Source organism: Mycobacterium sp. IDUB_17 (assembly GCF_055419465.1).
Genome location: NZ_JBVAXS010000004.1, coordinates 608109 through 627593, shown reverse-complemented (window position 1 = coordinate 627593; position 19485 = coordinate 608109). Strand labels below are relative to the sequence as shown.

Annotated in this window: 16 protein-coding genes; 5 read left to right on the top strand and 11 right to left on the bottom strand. The window is 61.9% G+C overall.

Going from position 1 to position 19485, the window contains the following annotated elements:
• Window positions 1-298: 298 nt before the first annotated feature.
• Window positions 299-1231, bottom strand: a complete 933-nt coding sequence (locus ACZYZ7_RS20580) for a LysR family transcriptional regulator (protein ID WP_463741674.1) — start codon at window positions 1229-1231, stop codon at window positions 299-301.
• Window positions 1232-1283: 52 nt separating this feature from the next.
• Here ACZYZ7_RS20580 and ACZYZ7_RS20575 point away from each other — a divergent pair, with 52 nt between their 5' ends.
• The gene (locus ACZYZ7_RS20575; RefSeq protein WP_463741673.1) at window positions 1284-2753 is read left to right on the top strand and encodes an FAD-dependent monooxygenase; all 1470 of its coding nucleotides are present in this window, start codon (window positions 1284-1286) and stop codon (window positions 2751-2753) included.
• Window positions 2754-3140: 387 nt separating this feature from the next.
• On the opposite strand, the gene ACZYZ7_RS20570 is transcribed toward ACZYZ7_RS20575, so the two are convergent.
• Window positions 3141-3944 (bottom strand): GAP family protein, encoded by an 804-nt coding sequence (locus ACZYZ7_RS20570; protein WP_463741672.1) that lies wholly within the window; start codon window positions 3942-3944, stop codon window positions 3141-3143.
• A gap of 247 nt (window positions 3945-4191) precedes the next feature.
• Window positions 4192-5613: a cytochrome P450 gene (locus ACZYZ7_RS20565; protein ID WP_463741671.1), complete on the bottom strand. Its 1422-nt coding sequence runs from the start codon at window positions 5611-5613 to the stop codon at window positions 4192-4194.
• 854 nt (window positions 5614-6467) lie between these two features.
• Between ACZYZ7_RS20565 and ACZYZ7_RS20560 the strand changes: the two genes are divergently transcribed.
• A complete protein-coding gene (locus ACZYZ7_RS20560) occupies window positions 6468-6953 on the top strand; it encodes a hypothetical protein (RefSeq protein WP_463741670.1) in 486 nt (161 codons plus the stop codon).
• 298 nt (window positions 6954-7251) lie between these two features.
• On the top strand, window positions 7252-8244 hold the full coding sequence (locus ACZYZ7_RS20555; protein ID WP_463741669.1) for a GlxA family transcriptional regulator: 993 nt from the start codon (window positions 7252-7254) through the stop codon (window positions 8242-8244).
• A gap of 118 nt (window positions 8245-8362) precedes the next feature.
• Here ACZYZ7_RS20555 and ACZYZ7_RS20550 read toward each other — a convergent pair whose 3' ends face one another.
• The gene (locus ACZYZ7_RS20550; protein ID WP_463741668.1) at window positions 8363-8782 is read right to left on the bottom strand and encodes a Rid family hydrolase; all 420 of its coding nucleotides are present in this window, start codon (window positions 8780-8782) and stop codon (window positions 8363-8365) included.
• A 31-nt stretch (window positions 8783-8813) separates the two neighbouring features.
• Entirely contained in the window at window positions 8814-9584 is a 771-nt protein-coding gene (locus tag ACZYZ7_RS20545) for an HD domain-containing protein (RefSeq protein ID WP_463741667.1), read from the bottom strand.
• A 213-nt stretch (window positions 9585-9797) separates the two neighbouring features.
• On the opposite strand from ACZYZ7_RS20545, the gene ACZYZ7_RS20540 reads away from it, so the two are divergent.
• Window positions 9798-10538: an SDR family NAD(P)-dependent oxidoreductase gene (locus ACZYZ7_RS20540; RefSeq protein WP_463741666.1), complete on the top strand. Its 741-nt coding sequence runs from the start codon at window positions 9798-9800 to the stop codon at window positions 10536-10538.
• Window positions 10539-10825: 287 nt separating this feature from the next.
• Here the strand turns inward: ACZYZ7_RS20540 and ACZYZ7_RS20535 are convergent, their stop codons facing one another.
• Entirely contained in the window at window positions 10826-11122 is a 297-nt protein-coding gene (locus tag ACZYZ7_RS20535) for an antibiotic biosynthesis monooxygenase family protein (RefSeq protein ID WP_463741665.1), read from the bottom strand.
• Between the two features lie 437 nt (window positions 11123-11559).
• Here ACZYZ7_RS20535 and ACZYZ7_RS20530 point away from each other — a divergent pair, with 437 nt between their 5' ends.
• Window positions 11560-12420 (top strand): uroporphyrinogen-III synthase, encoded by an 861-nt coding sequence (locus tag ACZYZ7_RS20530; protein WP_463741664.1) that lies wholly within the window; start codon window positions 11560-11562, stop codon window positions 12418-12420.
• Between the two features lie 657 nt (window positions 12421-13077).
• Here the strand turns inward: ACZYZ7_RS20530 and ACZYZ7_RS20525 are convergent.
• From ACZYZ7_RS20525 to ACZYZ7_RS20505, 5 genes are all read right to left on the bottom strand, one after another.
• Entirely contained in the window at window positions 13078-14292 is a 1215-nt protein-coding gene (locus tag ACZYZ7_RS20525) for an acetyl-CoA C-acetyltransferase (protein ID WP_463741663.1), read from the bottom strand.
• Between the two features lie 61 nt (window positions 14293-14353).
• Entirely contained in the window at window positions 14354-15184 is an 831-nt protein-coding gene (locus ACZYZ7_RS20520; protein ID WP_463741662.1) for an SDR family oxidoreductase, read from the bottom strand.
• Window positions 15185-15280: 96 nt separating this feature from the next.
• Window positions 15281-16222, bottom strand: coding sequence for an AraC-like ligand-binding domain-containing protein (locus ACZYZ7_RS20515; protein ID WP_463741661.1), 942 nt, complete (start codon window positions 16220-16222; stop codon window positions 15281-15283).
• 149 nt (window positions 16223-16371) lie between these two features.
• Window positions 16372-17619 (bottom strand): lipase family protein, encoded by a 1248-nt coding sequence (locus ACZYZ7_RS20510; protein WP_463741716.1) that lies wholly within the window; start codon window positions 17617-17619, stop codon window positions 16372-16374.
• Between the two features lie 329 nt (window positions 17620-17948).
• Window positions 17949-19463, bottom strand: a complete 1515-nt coding sequence (locus tag ACZYZ7_RS20505) for a long-chain-fatty-acid--CoA ligase (RefSeq protein ID WP_463741660.1) — start codon at window positions 19461-19463, stop codon at window positions 17949-17951.
• Between the last annotated feature and the right edge of the window lie 22 nt (window positions 19464-19485).

Genomic DNA, 19485 nt, shown 5'->3' with positions numbered 1-19485 from the left:
TGCGTAACGAATTTGACGGTATGTCGACTAGGTCACCAGTCGACGCGCAGACGGAAACGCCACGAGGTCGAATACGACTCCGCGGCGCAAGGCGCACGCTCAACGGTGCTCCACGGCGGTGCCGTCCACCATCGGCCGTATGGCGGCAATCTTCCGCCGACTAGATGCAATTTTCAGTCAGTCGGAGGATGAGTGTCTGTGGTGGTAATGATCGTCGCGGGGGGCGGGGATGGTCGTGATTCATCGGATGAAAACGGCGTACTTTACTGGTAACCCTGCATATTCGATCGCTGCATATTCACTGAACCTGAGTCGCCGCTGCCAGCCGCAACATGGCGGTGAACCAGGTGATCTCGGGTTGTTCGGCTAGTGGTGCAAGGACCAGCATGCTGCACGTCACGGCATCGACCTCAACCGGAAGGTCGAACAGTCCGAGTGAGCGGTGCTGAGCAATGCGCCGTGCGAGCCGTTCGGGTAGAACTCCGATGAGGTCGGACTCCTCGACGACATAGGGGAGTGCGTGAAAGCTGGGCACTGTCACCGCGATGCGTCGTTCGAGGCCCAGCGCGGAGAGCGCTTGATCCACGTCGCCGCGGGCAGGACCGCCGGCCGACATCAGCACGTGCGGCAGTGTCGTGAAGTCATCAAGTGACATCCGCCCGGCATGTACGCGTGGATGGTCGCGGCGTGCCACACCGACGAACCGATCCGAGAACAGCAGGGTCCGCGCCACCCGTTCGACGACGACATCGATGAAACCGCCTAGAGCGAAGTCGATCTCACCGCGGTCCAAGCCGTCGACAATTGCGGACGGACCGACACTGATGCACCGCAGATCGACCCCGGGAGCCTGCGCGCGGACGTCGGCGACCAGCGTGGGTGCGAGCACGGCGAGGGCGTAGTCATGCGCGGCTATCGTAAATGTGCGACGAAGTGTCTTCGGATCGAAGGGAGTCTGCGGACCGAGGATCTGGCGCACCTGCGCCAAGGCATCCGAGACGAGCGGTGCCAGCTCGCGCCCGCGTGGCGTGGGTTCGATGCCCCGGGGGTGTCGAACGAAGAGCGGATCGTCGAACATGGTGCGGAGGCGGCCCAGCGAATGACTGGTCGCAGACTGCGACAACGACAATCGCACCGCGGCTCGCCCGACGTGCCGCTCCCGCATCAGCGCGTCGAAGACCACGAGCAAGTTGAGGTCCAGCCGCGTCAAATCGATCTCATGCATCGACATGTTGCATGCATACCATTGGATCGATCGACACTGTCGGCGATACGTTGCCATCATGATTCATGACGTTGTGATCGTCGGCGCAGGGCCAGTCGGGTTGTTCCTGGCGTGCGAACTGCGATTGAGTGGCGTCTCCGTGCTTGTCCTCGAACGCGCGGACAACCCACGCTCGCCGCTCAAGGGCTTGCCGTTCGGGTTGCGCGGGCTGTCGGTCGCCACCGTCGAGTCTCTCTATCGGCGTGGGCTGCTGACTGATGTCCAAGCGGGAAGTCAGCCATCTCACGGAGTTGGACACTTCGCGGGGATCTCATGGGATGCGGCTCAGGTCGAAAACGGCTCCTGGTCGTATCGACTGGCCAGTCCAGCAGATGCCACCGTGGCGATCACGATGGAAGACCTCGAGACTGTGCTGACGGAGCGTGCGATTGAGCTCGGCGTCGAGATCCTCCGGGGCATAGCGGTCAAGGACGTGCGGCAGTCGGACGACGATGTCTGCGTCGATGCGGGGGACCGGTCATTTCGTGCGGGCTGGCTCGTCGGATGCGACGGTGGCCGCAGTGTTGTCCGCAAGGCAGTCGGATTCGAGTTCGTCGGCACCGAGCCCAGATTCACCGGTTACTCGGTTCAGGTTGACCTGGCCGAGGGAGAGTCAGTGCCGCTGGGGCGCCACTACACGCCGACGGGTATGTACGTGCAATCTCAACGCGGGACGTTTGCGCTGGCGGACTTCGACGGAGGCGCGTCGCATCGCGGCGCGCCGATCACCGTCGAACACATGCAGTCCGTGCTGCGACGCGTCGCCGGTGTCGAAGTCACCGTGACGTCGCTTCATGCGGCGACTACGTGGACCGATCGTGCGTATCAGGCCACGACGTACCGACGGGGACGCGTACTCCTGGCCGGTGATGCCGCGCACGTTCATTCGCCACTGGGAGGGCAGGGCCTCAATCTGGGTATCGGGGATGCAATGAACCTCGGCTGGAAGTTGGGCGCCGTCATCAGGGATGCAGCGCCGAGCGACCTGCTCGACGGGTACTGCAGGGAGCGGCATCCCGTGGGTGCCGAGGTGCTGAACTGGTCTCGTGCGCAGGTCGCACTCCTGGAGCCGGCTGCCAACGCACGTGCCATGGCAGGCATCGTGCGCGATCTCATCGCCACGCGCGACGGCGCTACGTACTTCGCGGAGCGCGCCCAGGGTCTGTCCGTGCGCTACGACCTCGGAGGTCGGCACCCGTTGATCGGTCGCAGCGCACCGGATTTCGAACTGCCCGATGGCACTCGGCTCGGTGTGCTTCTACGGGAGGGGGTCGGTGTCCTGATCGACTTCCAGCACGATGCCGGGCTCCGGTCGATCGGCGACCGATTTCGCAAGGGGCTGCGATACGTCGAAGGCGAGGTCAAGGATCCCCTGAGGCTGGGTGTGGTAATCGTCAGGCCCGACGGCGTGGTGGCGTGGGCGTGCGACGGCACGCCCGATACCGCGGACGTCATTGCGGTGCTCTCGCAGTGGATTTGGGCGCCATGAGCAAGCTCCTGCGCGCCATGTTCAACGCGGGGCGGCTAGAAGCGGTCGCCTTCGGTGCAGCGCCAACCGTGAGGGGCGCATGAAGCGCGAGTCCGGTTGATAGAGAACTTGATAGATACTTCCGTGGCACAACTGCTCAGACGGTCATCGGGGAGCTAGTTCAGTCAATAAGGCTGCCTTTGCCGCAGGTTTTCACCGGCGGCAGGGCGCTTCATTTAGGCGTCGTGTCGGTGTGTCCTGGACCGCCAGCTTGATCCCACGATGCTGACCGTGAGCACGCCGAGGATGCGGAGAGTCATCACTCACCCCCGGCGACGTTCCCCTTGTGCGACCGCGCTTCTCGGCACGCGACTGACAGTGTACGGACAAGCGCCAAAGAGCGAGCGGTCAGATACCGCCCAGGCCCTGGATCAGAAGTGACACTCCAGCCACAATGCACATGACTACCAGGATCTTTCGCCGGTGCGTCAACGCCCAGTCGTGCAGACGTTGTACGACGGCCTGGGTTCTCATCGGCGCGACGAGGTAGCTGATCAGGGTGAGTTCGACTATCGCGAGTACGCCGACGATGAATACGACGGCGACGAGGATTTGAGCCCCGATCGTGGCACCTGAGGTCACGATTATGGCGATCAGAAATAGGCCCGCATCGGGTTCAATCCCGCCGAGTAACAACCCGATCAGAAACGCGACCCACAGGGATCCGCTTTCCCACGCCTTTGCAGCGGGGCGGGCGAGACGGCCTACCACGGACCTGTCGGATCGGTGTCCGGCCCGATCCTCGTCGATGTTGCCGAACAGACGGGAGAGGGGATCCGGTGGATTTGGATCTGATGCCACGGTCGACGAGTTGCCAGCTGGGGCGGAAAGCGCCGTCCGCTGGCGCCGGCGCATCAGGGAATACACCATTGTCAGCGCTGCGATCGACAGCGCTACAATGCCCATGCCCAGCTGGATGTGCCGAATCGTAGGACTGCCGGCGAAGCCTTCGGCGAAGGAGCTGACCATCGGTGTGACATGCAGCAATGTCAAGGGAAGCAACACGGCCGGGATACAACCTATGAGACATCCTGTCCAGTAGACGAACAGATTTTGCACAGGCCTTGTTCTGGAGATCACCAGAAGCGTGATGCCCAGGCGTATCGGATTGAGAGCCACCAATACCACGAGAGCTAGTACTGATCCCCACATTTCGGCGTTGATCCTCTCGACAGATCTCGGTCAGACGCTTAGGAATCTCGGGTCAAGCGACTGAAAGTGGGGAATGCCAGGCATTTTCGGGAATAAGCGAGAAATCCTTGACGCTGACCTACGGAACATCTATGCCGCCCGCGCCCGAGTTCGTCACGCGTATGACCAAGCCGGCCCGAAAGCGTGATGGTCACCGCCGACCTTGTGGAGAGGTTCCGGGCCTCGGCAGGCGGTGACACTGCGGGGGTCATCGTTGCGGGCCGCATTCGGGCGAGTTGGGCGACCTGTGAACAGTGGCGGGGCACTGGGGACCTATTGACTCGACCGAGGGAGGCGCAGCTTCCCGGATCGCGCGAACATGGATCATCCCGCCTTTGTGCGGCACGAAGGTGACGTGCTTCGGCCTCTGCTTCTCGTCGGCTGCAGTGGTAGTGCCCAATTCGACCCTGCGCAGGATCTCACGTAGAACGAGTCGCATCTCGACCATGGCGAAGGTGGCACCGAGGCAACGGCGGTTTCCGCCGCCGAACGGCAGCCAGGTCGTCGGACTCACGGTGGTGCCGAGCATGCGTTCCGGGTCGAACCTATCCGGATCTGGGTACACCGTGGGGCTGGCATGCACGAGCCCGATCGCCGGGTCGACCATGATGCCGGACGGAAGCCGATATCCGCCAATTTCGGTCGGCTTCTTGAGGACCCGGCCCGAGCTGAACAGCACCGGACGGATCCGAAGCGTCTCCTTGATCACCGCGTCGAGGTATTCATCTCCGGCCGGATCGCCTGCCGCGCTGGCATCGGCGGCCTGCACGGCCTTTGCCAGCGAGTCGGGGTGGCGCGTCAGCCGCTCCAGAACCCAGGACAGTGCCGTCGCGGTGGTCTCATGTCCGGCTGCGATCGCAGTCAGCAGCTGGTCGCGCAGTTCGCTGTCGGACATGGTGCGTCCGTCGTCGTCGGTGGCGCGGACCAGCATGGCCAGCACGTCGGTGCGCTCGGCCAGGTTCGGGTCGGCGCGACGGTCGGCGATCTCGGCGTAGAGCAGGGCATCGGTTTCGGCGAATCGTCGTCCGACTCCGCGCCACGGCCGGTAGCGTCGCAGGCTCGGCTTCGTAATCGCCGGTGTTTCCCACGATTTCATGTAGAGCAGCCGTGGCACCACCTTACGCAGCGCGGCCAGCCGCGCCGGGTCGCTGGCGCCGATCACGGTCCGCAGGATCACCTCGAGCGTGATCTCTGTCGTCATGGGCGCTACCGGGAAGGTCTTGCCGACAGGCCAGCCCGCGATATTCGCGGCAGCGATCTCGGCCATCTGAGCAGACTGTTGTGCGACGGCGTCGCGGTGGAACGCCGGCATCGTCAGGCGACGCAAGGAGTGGTGTGCGTCCTCGTCGAGCACGAAGAGTGAGCTGTCTCCGAGAAGTCCACGAAAAAACCAATGTGCTTCACCGGAGTGAAAGACGCGGGGGTCACCGGCGTATACGGTCTTGATGTCGGCCGGGTCGGCAAGGTACACGACTGTGCCTGAGAGTGGAATACGCAACGTGAACATGTTTCCGTAGCGGCTCTGGCACCACCTCAGAAAGCGTAGACCGAAGCCCGCCATCAACGCGGACTGCACCACCATGGGAAGCGGAGGTCCAGGCGGCAGTGCAGTTTTCGCGGTGTCGCTCACTAATGATCCTGAGCTAATGGTCGGTGCGTGTGTTGGCATGACGGTCTCGGGCTGCCGCCGACACTGATCGTCGATCTCGGGAAGCACCTGCTCCGTTCCATCCACGGTCGTATCTCAGGGCTCTGTCGATAGTTCTCCACGGTACGAGTGTGGGTTGGATACGGGGAGCTTTCGGCGGGGACGACGCCCGCTCCGGGCGGCCTTGGCGCGCTGTGGCCCCTGTCGACGACGACAGCCGGGATCGACCCGGCGGCGCCGAACGGAGGCGGGATGCTGTGCTGGCGCTCAGCGCCTCTTGATCGGTTGAATTCGTTTCGCCGAAGTTTCGTAGGTCGACCCGGTCCTTGCCACTATATGCGGCCGAACGAGAGCCGCACTCCATCGGTTCGCTGGCGTCGGCGTAGTTCTGGCCCGATGAATCGAGGGGTGAGTCGGCAGCTGCAACAAGTAGACAGTCGAGTGTCCCTCCCAGGGATGATCCGGTGAATACTGCTGCTGCAGTGAGCATTTTGATCATTGATCGGCCTCCGCAGTAGGGGTGTCGCGGTGCGATCATGCAAGGTGATGAAGAAACTGCGCCATCGGTCGTGTGGCTATTGGTCCCCAGTCGACTGGCCTCATCAGCCAGCCATGTGGCTGGCTGATGAGGCCAACAGGCTGCCAGCACCACTCGCATTTGCAAAGGCAATTGGATGGACCTCCCTGACGATGGGGTTGGCTGACTCCTTTGATGTGCTGCCGGACGGCAAGTGCGCCGGTCGATCTGACAACCGCGGGATGAGTGATGGTGCACGGGTGCAACTTCGGAGCGACACCGACGGCGGCGCTGTCTGGTCGATTCTTCGGCGCAACTCGTGCATCACCCGGCACCGATGCGCAAGGGTGGACCGCTGTATGACGATGACGTCCTCTATTGCGTCGTCAAGGCGGTGTTTGCACCCACGAGGCCGGATCCAAACGGAAGCTACTCGATCAAGTTTGTCTGCGGCGATTGGCGAAGCGTTCCCAAGGTGGGCCGTGCGCCGTTTGGTCAGCGAGACAGACCTGGTTACGGCTCGGTGACCACCACCGTCATGACGTGTGACAGCCTTGCCGATCCCCCCCCGAAAAAGACTGCCCAGAGCGAGGTAACTGAGAGCATGACCGAAGTTGGTCCGTGCTACTCGGTCGGGCATGGCCATACTCAGGTATTTAGGCATCGCGACGCGTTTCGAGATCTCGAGCGGCGGTGGTTGTTTCAGATTGCCTACGGCCTGCACGACGAGCAGTTGGCAACGTTTGCCGCCGGGTCCGGCTGCCAGTTGCAGCTGATCGTTGTGGATCCTGATCTGGCTCACTGAACGAGAGCCGGTTCCTGGCCGGGCGTGAAGGAGTTACTGGCCGAACAGTCCGAAAGCAGGGCCGAGTCTCGGAGTGGAATCCGGGCTGAACTGGGATTTTGCAGCGAGTATTAACAAGCCTTCGCGACACGCCGAAGTTGTGTCAAAGTAGCCAGGCGCGTCTTGTCAATCTTCGTTGCATCTCGACATTGATCGATGTGGGGCTCACCTGAACACGCCACGCAGTCGTGAACGCGAAAGGCCTCCGGCCAACAGAATGGCCGGATCCTTGCGATATTGGGCAGAATGGCCACTGTTCATGCGGGTGCTGGTAGTCCAGGGTCAGTCATTGATGGATATGCACCGTATTGCAGTTGTGGCCCTTGACGGTGTCACGGCGTTGGACCTGGCGATTCCGCTGGATGTTTTCACGATCGACCCTGATGTCCCGTATGACTTGAGGATCTGTGGGATGTCGGATCGCGTCAGTACTGCATCGGGTCTGGTCTTGGCGGTCGGTCACGATCTTGATGTAGTGGGCGAGGCCGATACCGTGATTGTTCCTGGATATCAGCCGGTGGATCGGCCGGTTCCTGCCCCGGTGGTCGACGCGCTAGTAGCGAGTGTGGCGCGGGGTGCCAGGGTGGCGTCGATTTGCACCGGGGCGTTTGCTTTGGCGGCCGCTGGCGTCCTCGACGGTCGACGAGCCACCACACATTGGCAGCATCTCGAGGAGTTCGAGGCGCTGTTTCCGTCAGTGCAAATCGACCGGGACGTCCTTTACGTCGACAACGGCAATGTCCTTACTTCCGCCGGCATGTGCTGCGGGATAGACATGTGCCTACACATGGTGATGCGGGATCTCGGCGCCGCCACCGCGAATCGAGTGGCTCGCGCGTTGGTTGCCCCACCTCATCGCGATGGGGGGCAGGCGCAGTATGTTCCCGCAGCGGTTGCGATTGCCGGTGATGCTTCGTTGGCGGCTACGCGGGCCTGGGTATTGGGTCGTCTTGCCGATCCGATCACCGTCGCGGAGATGGCGCGGCACGCACGGATGTCGGTGCGGACCTTCATGCGCCGCTTCACCGACGAGACGGGTACGACTCCGTTGCAGTGGCTGGTGAACGCACGTATTACTTCTGCACGCGAAATACTTGAAACTACTGACTATTCGATCGACCGTGTCGCTCAGGACTCCGGGTTGGGGTCGGCTGCCAATCTCCGTCTTCATTTTCGTCGTAGTCTGGCCACAACTCCGACCGCGTACCGTCAAACCTTCTCGTGCAACTACCCCACGGCGACGGCCGTCTGAGCGGTCGAACCCAGCCGTCCAAAGTCGGTCCGACTGGTATCGGATCGCGGATTGGAAACTCAACTCAGAAGCGAGACCGCGGATCGTGTGGACGCCCATGCGTGAGAAGCAGGTGTGCTCAGGATCCGTCGGGATAGGCTGCGGTAGCGCGGATTTCGACAAGCAGCCCGGGGCTGGCGAGCCCGCTGACGCCGATCAGTGACCAAGTCGGGTAAGGAGGCTTGATCAGGCGTGCCTTAGCCTTGGTAAAGCCGGTCAGGTGCTGGTGGATGTCGACGTGGTAGCTGGTGACATCGACGAGCGCAGACAGATCGAGTCCTTCCAGACGGAGAATCTCCTGCAGCTTCCGGATGGCGATCTCGGTCTGTTCCTCAATGTCCTCAGGGATGGTGCTGTCGGGGCGCCGACCGATGGTGCCGGCAATGAATAGGTGCCCGTGTGAGCGCACTGCTGCGGAATAGCCAAAGCTCGCGAAAGCGCTCACGGTCTTGCCGAAGATCTCAGAGTCTTTGGGGACTTCAACAGTGTGGATGGTCATTGCGGTTTCCTTTCGTTGTGAGTGATGCGGGTCAGTTGTTCCAGCGAGACGAACGGCCGACGTGCTCCATCCTGGTGTGGCCGTAAGCCTCGCGTTCGCTGAGGAATTCGCCGGGAATCGTGTAGCGGGGCGCGTTCTTCGGGTTTTTCGCGGCGTGCGCGACGATGGCGTCGGTGAGCGACCGGATCATGTCTAATCGCGGGTACACGCGGTGGACGGCATCGGCTTGTTCATCGGTAACCGCTTCGATGTGGACCGATGGCATCGGGCCACCGAAGTCGACGGCGATGCCCTCCCGGACAAGCATGCACAAAGTGCCGCGACGCTCCGCAATCCCCGGCGAGGTGTGCAAAGCAATCGCCTCCCACACCTGGTCGGCGTCGGATGCGGATACCCCGTGCCCGACAAGGAATTCGGCGGCACGATCGGCGCCCTCAACTTCGAATCGTTGACTGTGCGGACCATCCCACGCAACACCGAGGTCGTGCATTGCGCACGCGAAGAACAACAGCCCGTCGTCGTAGTCGCTATTTGCTGACAGGCTGAGGCGCCTGGCCACCAGTCGGGCGAAAAGATAGCTCCGGAGGCTGTGGTTGAACACCGATGGTGTCTCCACTGGGCGGATGAAGCTGACCACGGCCTGGGCCAGCGTTGTGTCGGGCAGCGCGATCAGATCGACCGAGTCTTCGTATGCCGCTTTGTGGGTAGTTTCGGTCATGTCGTCAAGCTTGCCTGGAGCGGCCGTGAACATGCGATGGGCAAAAGTGAACGACTTCGACAGGATGCTGCCATGGCCGTTCATCGGATCGCCATCGTGGCGCTGGACGGAGTCATGCCTCTTGATCTGGCGTCACATCGGAATTCGATGAATCAACTGCCGCCGTGATCCCGGACTGATGATCCAGGATCGAACAGCTGGCCAAATGCTTTCGGACCCTGTCAATTACGCCACTCGTGTGATGTTTATCGGAAGGGCACTCTGGTCAGAGAAACATCAATCGTTCGAGAGGAAACGATGTCGGATCTGACGGGAAAGCGGGCTCTGGTCACCGGCGCCGCACGAGGGATAGGCGCGGCTATCGCCGTGGAGCTGGCCACTCGTGGCGCCGATGTGGCCATCACGTACCAGCGGTCGGCTGATTCAGCGGCGACGGTCACTGACAAGATCCGGTCGCTCGGGAGACGGGCCGCGGCGATTCAAGCTGACAGTGCCGACGCAGCCGCGGTGACGTGGTCGATCGGTGAAACCGTCTCGCAAATCGGGGGGCTGGACATCTTGGTCAACAACGCTGGTGTGTTGCATTCGGCGCCGCTGGCCGAGACCACACTTGAGCAGATCGACCACATGATCGCAGTGAACATTCGCTCGGTCGTGCTAGCTTCACAGGCTGCGATTGCCTATCTGCCCGACGGAGGCAGAATTGTCTCACTGGGATCCTGTCTGGCTGAGCGGGTCGCGATAAACTACGCAACAGTTTATTCGATGTCGAAATCTGCGTTGCTGTCGTTCACTCGCGGCCTGGCACGCGAACTCGGACCGCGCGGTATCACCGTCAACCTCGTTCATCCGGGACCGACGGATACCGATATGAATCCTGCAGACGGTGCGGGTGCCGACGGGTTGAAGGAGCTCATGGCACTCGGACGTTTTGCAGATGTGGCCGACATCGCATCCGCAGTTGGGTTTCTGGCGAGCCCGGCTGCCCGGAATATCACCGGCACTGGCATCACCGTTGACGGCGGAATGAACGCCTGAACCCGTGGGCTATCTGCCACGCCCAACAACCCAGCTGCGTTACCCCGGCCGCACGCCATGGATGGCCCTGCTTGCTCACCGCGCTGGTCAGATCACATCCAGTTCGACGGAAATCATCTCAACACCAACAACATTGAAGATTGAAGACCGAGGCTAGGTCCATGTAGCCGCGCGGAATGGCAGCGGCTCCATGTTGGTGTGCCCACTCAGTGCCACTAGCACACGGCGCGCAAAGGACCTCCGCCGACGCACTCTGTTCGGCGGAGGTTCCTTGTCCTACCGGCCTTTCAGGGCAGATCGACCACCTCGAACTCGAGCAGGTCGGCCCCGGTAGCGACCGGTTTGCGCCCCTCGGCGACGGGCCCGTGCTCAGCGGTCTTCGCCCGCCAGGCATCAAAAGACTCCTGGTTCTCCCATACCGTCATCACGAAGTACCGGTCGTCACCTTTGACCGGACGCAACAAGGTGAAACCTTCGAATCCCGGTTCGCCATCAACCATTCGCGCCCGGGCAGCAAAGCGACCTTCCAATTCACCGCCCTGGCCTGCCGGAACGTGCAGTGCATTGATCTTGACTACAGACATCGATCTCCTTGTGTCATTGATTGTCAGCGGCGGCACTGAGACAGCGGATGTCGCCGATCTTCGGTGAGGGCCCACGCGCGGACCAACGCTGTTCACCGAATGCCTTCTAACTATACTGAAGCTCCGCCGCCCGGGCGTGGCCACTCTCAGGCTTATCGCGACGAAAAGCGCTGTCGCACAGCGGTTAACGCGATGGCAGTAAACTGATGAAGGCTGGCACGATCACAGCTGGCGACGCAGTCAAGTGCCGACGATGATGAGCAAGCATGTCTCTGCGCGAGCGCGGGAAAGCTCGACTCCGCCCACGTCATCGCCCGATCGCGGGAGATGTGTCATGAATGACTATGTGGTCAGATGCTTTTCATCGAGTCCGAAAGGGGACCTCCCGTGACTACCCCGTCAGTGGCAGCGCCCGGCAGCGAAGTCAGCGTCAACACGTGACGACGCCACAGTCGCGACACGACGATCTGTCCCGCGCTGGGTTACCGCTGGAAGGCCGCCGGATCGGAGTGACTGCAGCCCGCAAGGCTCAAGAACAGATCGAGATGTTCCAGCGGCGTGGGGCCGATGTCGCTTGGGCGCCGGCGCTTTCATCTGCCCCGACCGTGATCGACGAACGCGAGCTGCGCCGCACCACAGAGGCTGTTTTGTCTGGGCCGGTGGATCTGTTTCTGGCGACAACCGGGACCGGTATCAACTGCTGGTTCGAAGCTGCCGACTCATGGGGGATGGGTCACGATCTGGCCCGAATCGTCTCCGGCGCCGAAGTATTGGCTCGGGGACCGAAGTCGACCGGGGCACTGGTTGGGCGAGGCGTGCGTGTGGACTGGTCACCGCAGGGTGAGTGCTTCGCAGATGTCTTGGCCCACCTTGGCCACAGAGACTTGGCAGGCAAGCACATTGTCTTGCAGGAGCATGGTCAGTCGCTGGATCACGCAGCCCAGGTCCTGCGCGAGCGGGGTGCCGAGGTGGTCGTCGCCTCGATCTACCGCGTTGATGGACCTGAATCGCCGGCCCTGCTTGGGGAGCTTCTCGATCTGGTCGTCGGTCACGCCCTCGATGCACTCACCTTTACCTCCGCGCCTGCCGTAGCCTCGCTCATGCGCGCGGCTGCGCTCACCGGTCGCGAATCGGCCGTCGTTAGTGCGTTACACGGCGACATCGTCGTCGCGTGCGTGGGGCCGGTGGCTGCAGACGCATTCTCGTCCTGGGATATTCCCGTCATCGTGCCTCGTCGCTATCGGCTGGGCGCTCTCGTCAAGCTCGTCGAGTCTCGCCTAGTGCAGCGCTTTGCGTGAGGCCAGACGGTCGGGGTGCGAGGAGCGCTCAGTTCTTTCCGTTGTCCCAGCACAGCAGTTAGTCGACTAAGTGAGAGTGAGGTCGCGGTATGAGCGGATCTTCATGAGCCAGGTAGGTACGCAGCACGCGCACTTGATTGAGTTGAAGCGCCCCCAAGTATCGAAGGTTGCTCTTTTTGTGAGCTTGGGAGCCCTCTGCGCGATGCTTGGCTCGGCCTGTGCGTCACCCATAGCTCCGCGTTCTGCGGCGCCATGGCCCGCGTCAGGTAGTGGCTCGCATATAGCACGTGATGTTGTTGATGCACTGAAGCGCAACGGGTTACAGCCAGGACGGCCTGTTGACACCAGCGCCACGAACTGTCCAACGATCGGGTGCGTTCAGTCGATCACAACCGAGCGCATGCAGGTCCTCTCATTTCGGACAAGTGGTGCTGCGCAGATATACGCAGCAGATCACAGCATGCGCCAGGTTATGACCGTGGTAGTCGCTTTCGCCCAGACCCTGCGCGCCGAGGAGTGTCAAACATACTGGGCCGCTATCACCCGGCTGATGAGCTGAGCGGGTCCGTGACGATGGATCTGACAGCCACACCCTTCAGAGTCTGATTGGTGATGTCGCCGGTCCCGAGTCGAGCGACCCCATCCACCCAGGGCCCGTTATGACAGACGTTCGAGGATCATCGCCATGCCCTGGCCACCCCCGACGCACATGGTCTCCAACCCGAATTGCTTGTCATGGAACACCATCGAGTTGATGAGGGTGCTGGTGATCCGGGCACCTGTCATGCCGAATGGGTGGCCGAGTGCAATGGCGCCGCCATTGATGTTGACCTTGTCTTCGTCGACGCGTAGCTCCCGCATGGAGGGGATGACCTGGGCGGCGAAGGCTTCGTTGATCTCGACCAGGTCGATGTCGTCGATGTCGAGGTTGGCTCGTTGCAGGGCCTGCTTGCTCGCCTCTACGGGCCCCAGGCCCATGATTTCTGGTGACAATCCGGTGACGCCGGTGCTGACGATGCGCGCCAGAGGAGTGATGCCGAGTGCGGCGGCCTTGGTGTCAGACATCACCACGAGTGCGGCGGCGCCATCGTTGAGTGGGCAACTGTTGCCGGCGGTGACTGTTCCATTTGTCCTGAACACGGGTTGCAGCGCGGAGACGGCTTCGAGGGTGACATCAGTGCGCGGACAGTCGTCGGTGCTTACATAGCTGCCATCGGGTAGGCGCACGGGAGCGATGTCGCGGGCCCAAAAGCCGTACTCGGTGGCGGCTTCGGCCCGATTTTGGCTGCGCACAGCGAAGGCATCCTGATCGGCACGGCTGACTCCCTTGAAGTGAGCCACGTTCTCCGCGGTCTGTCCCATCGCGATGTAGAGATCTGGTAGCAGATCGCCGGCTCGTGGATCAGTCCAACCGTAATTGTCCTGCGCGCGGGCGGCGGTGCGGGCCTGAGCTTCGGCGAAGACCGGGTTCTGCCCTTCGGGGTTGTCGGAGGCGCCGTTGAAGTATCGGCTGACTGTTTCTACGCCGGCGGAGATGAAGACGTCGCCTTCGCCAGCTCGGATGGCGTGCAGTGCCATTCGAGTTGTCTGCAGGCTGCTTGAGCAGTATCGATTGACGGTGACACCGGGGAGGTGGTCGAGGCCGGCCAATACGGCTGCTGCTCGCCCCAGGTTGTTTCCGGATTCACCGGCGGGTTGCCCTACGCCGAGCATCAGGTCGTCAATCTGGGTGGGATCGAGTTCGGGAACTTTGGCCAGTGCGGCGAGCACGGCATGTGCGGCGAGGTCGTCGGCACGTAGGTCTTTCAGGGATCCTTTGTTTGCGCGGCCGATCGGGGTTCGCGCAGTGGACACGATGACGGCTTCGGGCATGCGGGTACTCCTGTGATGTTGTTTGTGGCGGGTAGTGATACTCGTTGTTGGGGTTGGGGATTCAGTTCGCAGCGCCGCTGAATCCCCCGTCGACGGGTAGCACGGCTGCGGTGACGAACGCGCCGGCCGTTGAGGAGAGGAATCTGACTGCGCCGACGATGTCGTCGGGTTGGCCGTAGCGGCCGAGGGGAACGGTGTTGAGCAGTTCGTCTTCCTGCGCCGCATCGGCGGCGACGTGGCTGAGCATGTCGGTGAGGAACGGCCCGGGAGCGATGGCGTTGACTGTGATGCTTTCAGGTGCCAGGCGGCCGGCGAGATGGCGAGTGAGCATGTGCAGGCCCGCCTTGCTGGCGCTGTATGAGTAGTTCTCCCACCGCGGTGCGACCAGCCCGTCGACACTGCCGATGTTGATGATGCGGGCGGGACGCTGTGGGCTGGCGCCGGTTCGAAGTAGCGGGAGCAATCCGACGATGATGCCGAAAGGGGATACAAGGTTGGTGTTGAGGACCTTGCTCCAACCGGCGATCGGGTACTCCTCTAGTGGTGCTCCCCACGTGGTGCCGGCATTGTTGACCAGGATGTCGATGTGCTCGTGGCGATCTTTGACCGAGTTGACGAGATGTTCGATTCCGGTAGGCGTTGATAGATCGGCGCTGATGTAGCTGCAGCGGCCTGAGCTATCGAGAGTCTCTGCCTCGCTGTTGATCTGGTGGGCTGTGGCGCGGCATTGTTCGACTTTTCTGCTCGTGATGATCACATCGGCGCCGTCGGTGACCAGCCCGCGGGCGATCATGGCGCCGATACCTCGAGATCCTCCGGTTACTACGGCTATCCGACCGCTGACAGAGAATAGGGTGTCGTGGTCGGCGAGTGGGCGGGTGCCAAGTTCCATGCTTCGACGGTAAGAGATGTTCGGTCGTCCAGGCTTGGAGCCTTACGCACGTATGTTGTTGTGCGCGCCGTAGTTAACGGATACTGGCAGTGGATGTCAGCGGGGTGTGCGGGTGTCTGATGGTCGTTCGCCGAAGCTGCGGTGATACGCGTTGCTGAAGGTGCTCAGGTCGCCGAAACCTGAGGAGTAGGCGATCTGGGTGATGCTCTGTGTCCGCCAACCAGGATCTTGCAGGCGTAGTCGTGCCAGTGCGAGCCGTTCCTCGCGGATCAGATCTGACGGTGTCGTGCCCACCCGTTGCAGTTGGTTCTGGATGTGGCGCAGTGACCAACCCAGGCCGGCGGCGATGCCTGAGCCGGTCAGTGCCGGATCGTGAGCATTGCTGCGGACGTAGCGGCGGATCGATTCCACCAGTGCGTCGCCGGGAACACTGTCCAGTGGCGCGGTGAAGTCGTTGTATGCGATGGCGATGAGGTCGACGATCCGGTCCATGACTGCGTCGAACTCGAAACCGTCAAGCTGGTCGCGCTCGCCGCGGACGGTACGCAGCTGATCGACGACGATACGACCGAGCCCGCGTCTCCCGTCAAGGGAGACGGGGCGATTGTTGGTCGGTCGGGCCAGCCGAGAATCGAGGTGCTCTCGTGGAATGACCAGGGCGACCGCAGAAACGTTGTCGCCGTGTCGCATATCCATGGCGGCGTCCAGGGAGGTCAGGGTCATCGTGTGTGGAACGGCGACGATGTCGCGGTCGCCTTGTGCGAGCTGCAGGTGCCCATGGACTGGGATGAGCAGCTCGTAGGATTCATGCGGAGAGCGACGTATCTGGGTGGAATCTCGGGTAAGTGCTTCGGCGTCACCCCACCAGCGGACCAGTCGATAGCGACCTGACTGCTGATACTCGATCCGCCCGCAGTAGTCATCGGCCAGCGCGAACGACATCGGACAGTGAATCTCGGATACACGGTCTCGCCACCAGTCGCTGCGTTCCTGAGCGCCCAGATCCTGGGTGCTCAGAGTGTGCACGATGTAACTCACGTCGGAACGTCGCTTCCTGGTTTTGGCTGGCCGTGGTCTGTGATCGAGTGGGCTGCGCCGCATGTTGACGGCGCAGCGTTCACTGTAGAAATGTGATCTGAGACACGTCTTGGCTATATGCGCAGTGTACCTTTCACCGTGCGTAGGGCTTACGCTGCGACGGCTGTATTCGTGCAGGTGGGCGAGCTGGGTACGCCGTTGAACCGGTCGGCGATCCAGCCCATGCTTCGCTCACCGTCGACGAAGACGGGCAGCATGGAATTGATGTCCAGTTTGTTGAACAGCGGTGGCTGTTCGTTGGTCCACAGTGTGACGTCGGCGCCCATGGCGCACCAGTCGGCCGCGGTTTGTTCTACGGCGGAGTACGGATCGAAGGGATCCCACCGGTTGTGCGTCAGATAGACAGGGCCGGCGGGTTTGACGTTGCCGATCCGTTGGGCCCACAGGAGGGATTTGAAGGGTTCCGCGGCGGCGGTGGCGAAGATGTCCTGTTTGAACCAAAACTGGATATGGCGAAACATGTAGTCGATACCGGTCTGCAGGAGGCATTGACGTCCGGTGTTGGTCAGCATTTCCACTCCGCGCGGGGTGAGCGCGTCCCAGATGGGTTGCTCGGTAGCAGGATAGGACGCCATGATCCCTCGCAGGACATATCCGAGAATACCGGCCAGGAAGTTGCCGTCCATGGCGGGCAGGACTGCGGCGATATCCGTTGGTGCCGCGGCAGCGTAGGTGCCGACCACGTGCAACTCGGGACCGTAGCTTGCGGCTAATTCGGCCGCTGACAGCGCCGCGTGTGCTCCTGCGAGCCACCCCCAGAATGCGACAGGGCCGTGCGGATCCAGGGATGTGCCCGGTAAGTTCATCGCAGCGCGTGCGGCGTCGATGAGTGCAGCTCCGCCGGCGTTGCGGTTGAGGAACTGCGGAGACTCAGAGTCATGGATACCCATCCCGACACCGTCGGTGATGACGATGGCGAAGCCACGCGCCAGCAGGGTCGCGATCCAGCCCTCCTCCAGGTTGAACATGACATCAAAACCGGTGTCCAGAGAGGCGTGGATGCCCTGATTGAACAGGCGCGACGGTGCACACTGCTCACCCATGCCAAAGCCCATGACCGCATACGCGAGGAGGGGCCGTGGGCCGTTTCCCGGCCATGGGACGTGGGGCTCGATGTATGTGCCGGTCACTGCCACGGTTTGCCCTTGGGCGTCGGTGCTGCGGTACATGATCCGGGTTCCGGTGCCGACAAACGCTCCCAGTTGTCCGGAGGGCTCGAGCACCAGTCGCGACGGTTCGGTGCGGATGAGGTCGCCCGGCCGGCCGGGGGGAAGCGGATTGGGCGGGGTGTAGAACGGCAGATAGGCAGTCTCGTCGGCGTGCGCGAGAGGCGGCATTGCCGATCCGCTGGCGGCGAGCACCAATGCCGCGACGACCAACCCGAGCGCGCGCGTAAGCCGACTTGTCACGCGAGTGTGCTCGGAACCTGACGCCACGCAGGTCTGGGATCTGGAAAGGCATTTGGTGTTGCGTTCAGGAATGAGCTGAGTCATGTTGGCTGCTCCGACGATTGAGGTCTGGTCACGAAATTTGAGAAGAAGAACAGCCTGCTGTCGCATCTCTCGCCCTGCGGCGACAGCATCTGCTGCGATGGCAGGCGTGAATGAGTGATGCGGCGACACTTGTGAAAACCGCTGTGGCACAGAAATGTATAAGCGATTTCCGCCTAGGAGATGGCGGTGTTGCTCGTGTCTTTCAGCTGTTGCTTGAGGACCTTCCCCGTGGCGTTGAGTGGAAGCTCGTGGCAAAACTCAACTGCGCGTGGGCATTTATATACAGCCAGGCGGTCACGGCACCATGCGAGTACTTCCGATTCGGTAAGCGTCGTTCCTGGTCGCGTGATGACGAAAGCTTTGATCTCTTCACCGACCCGCTCGTCCGGAATCCCTACCACCGCAGCGAGACTGATATCGAAATGAGTCATCAGAGTCTCCTCGACCTCGCGGGGGTAGACGTTGAACCCGCCGCGCACGATGAGATCTTTGGCACGATCGACGATGTAGTAAAAGTTGTCCTCGTCACGAGTGGCGATATCACCGGTGTGAAACCAGCCGCCGGAATCGATGGCCTCATTCGTCGCGTCGGGGCGGCCGATGTATCCCTTCATGACGTTGTGCCCCCGGACGACGAGTTCACCGCGTTCGCCGGGGCCGCAGTGCTGGCCGTCGGCGCCGAGCAGGTCGAGTTCGACTCCCCAGACCGGCATCCCGATGGAGCCGGGTCGGCTCGGCCGGTCGAGACGATTGAAGGCCACCACCGGGCTCGTCTCGGACAAGCCGTATCCTTCGCGGATCCCCACACCGAAGACCGTTTCGAATCGCTTGAGAAGCTCTACCGGTAGCGCGGCGCCGCCCGACATGGCCACCTTGAGCTGCCTGCCGAGTTCGGTGATGTCATCGCGGTTGGCGGCTGCGCCTAGAAGTGCCCAATACATGGTGGGCACGCCGGCGAACACCGTGACCTGATGATCGCGCATGAGGTCCAATGCGATGCGGGCATCGAATCGGGGCAACAGCACCAGCGTTCCGCCTTGACTGAAACCGGCGTTCATCTGGACGGTTTGGGCGAACGAGTGAAACAGCGGCAATGTCACCAACTGCGACTCATCGACTATGTCGAAAAGGCGGTGACACGTCAGCGCATTCATCACAAGGTTGGCGTGTGTGAGTTCGGCACCCTTGGGTTTACCTGTGGTGCCGCTGGTGTAAAGGATGACCGCGGTATCGGACGCGTCGGTCGGGACCAACACGTCCTCGCGAGGGTGCTCGCCGAGGAGTTCGGCCAGATCACTGATGGCGATGGAAAATTCGCATGTGGGGACGTCGTCGAAGCCGCGCCATGCGTCCTCCGGCAGGTGGTCACCGGCGAAGAAGTAGGCGCGAGCGCCCGAGTCATGAAGATGGTAGGCGACTTCGGCGCGTTTCAGCATGGTGTTCATCGGAACCACCACTGCACCCGCCTTCAGGATCCCGTAATAGACGATGGGGAATTCGAGAACATTCGGGATACTCATAGCCACCCGATCGCCGGGGTTCACCCCACGACGAATCAACAGCGCTGCAATCTGGTTGGCCGCAGTGTTGACCTCGTGGTAAGTCATCCGGCGGGCACCTTCGAGCACCGCTGTCGTCGAGGGCTGTTCCCGGGCGGTGTCAGTGAGCATGACAGAGAGATTGAGCACGAGTTACTTTCTCTTTCTTATG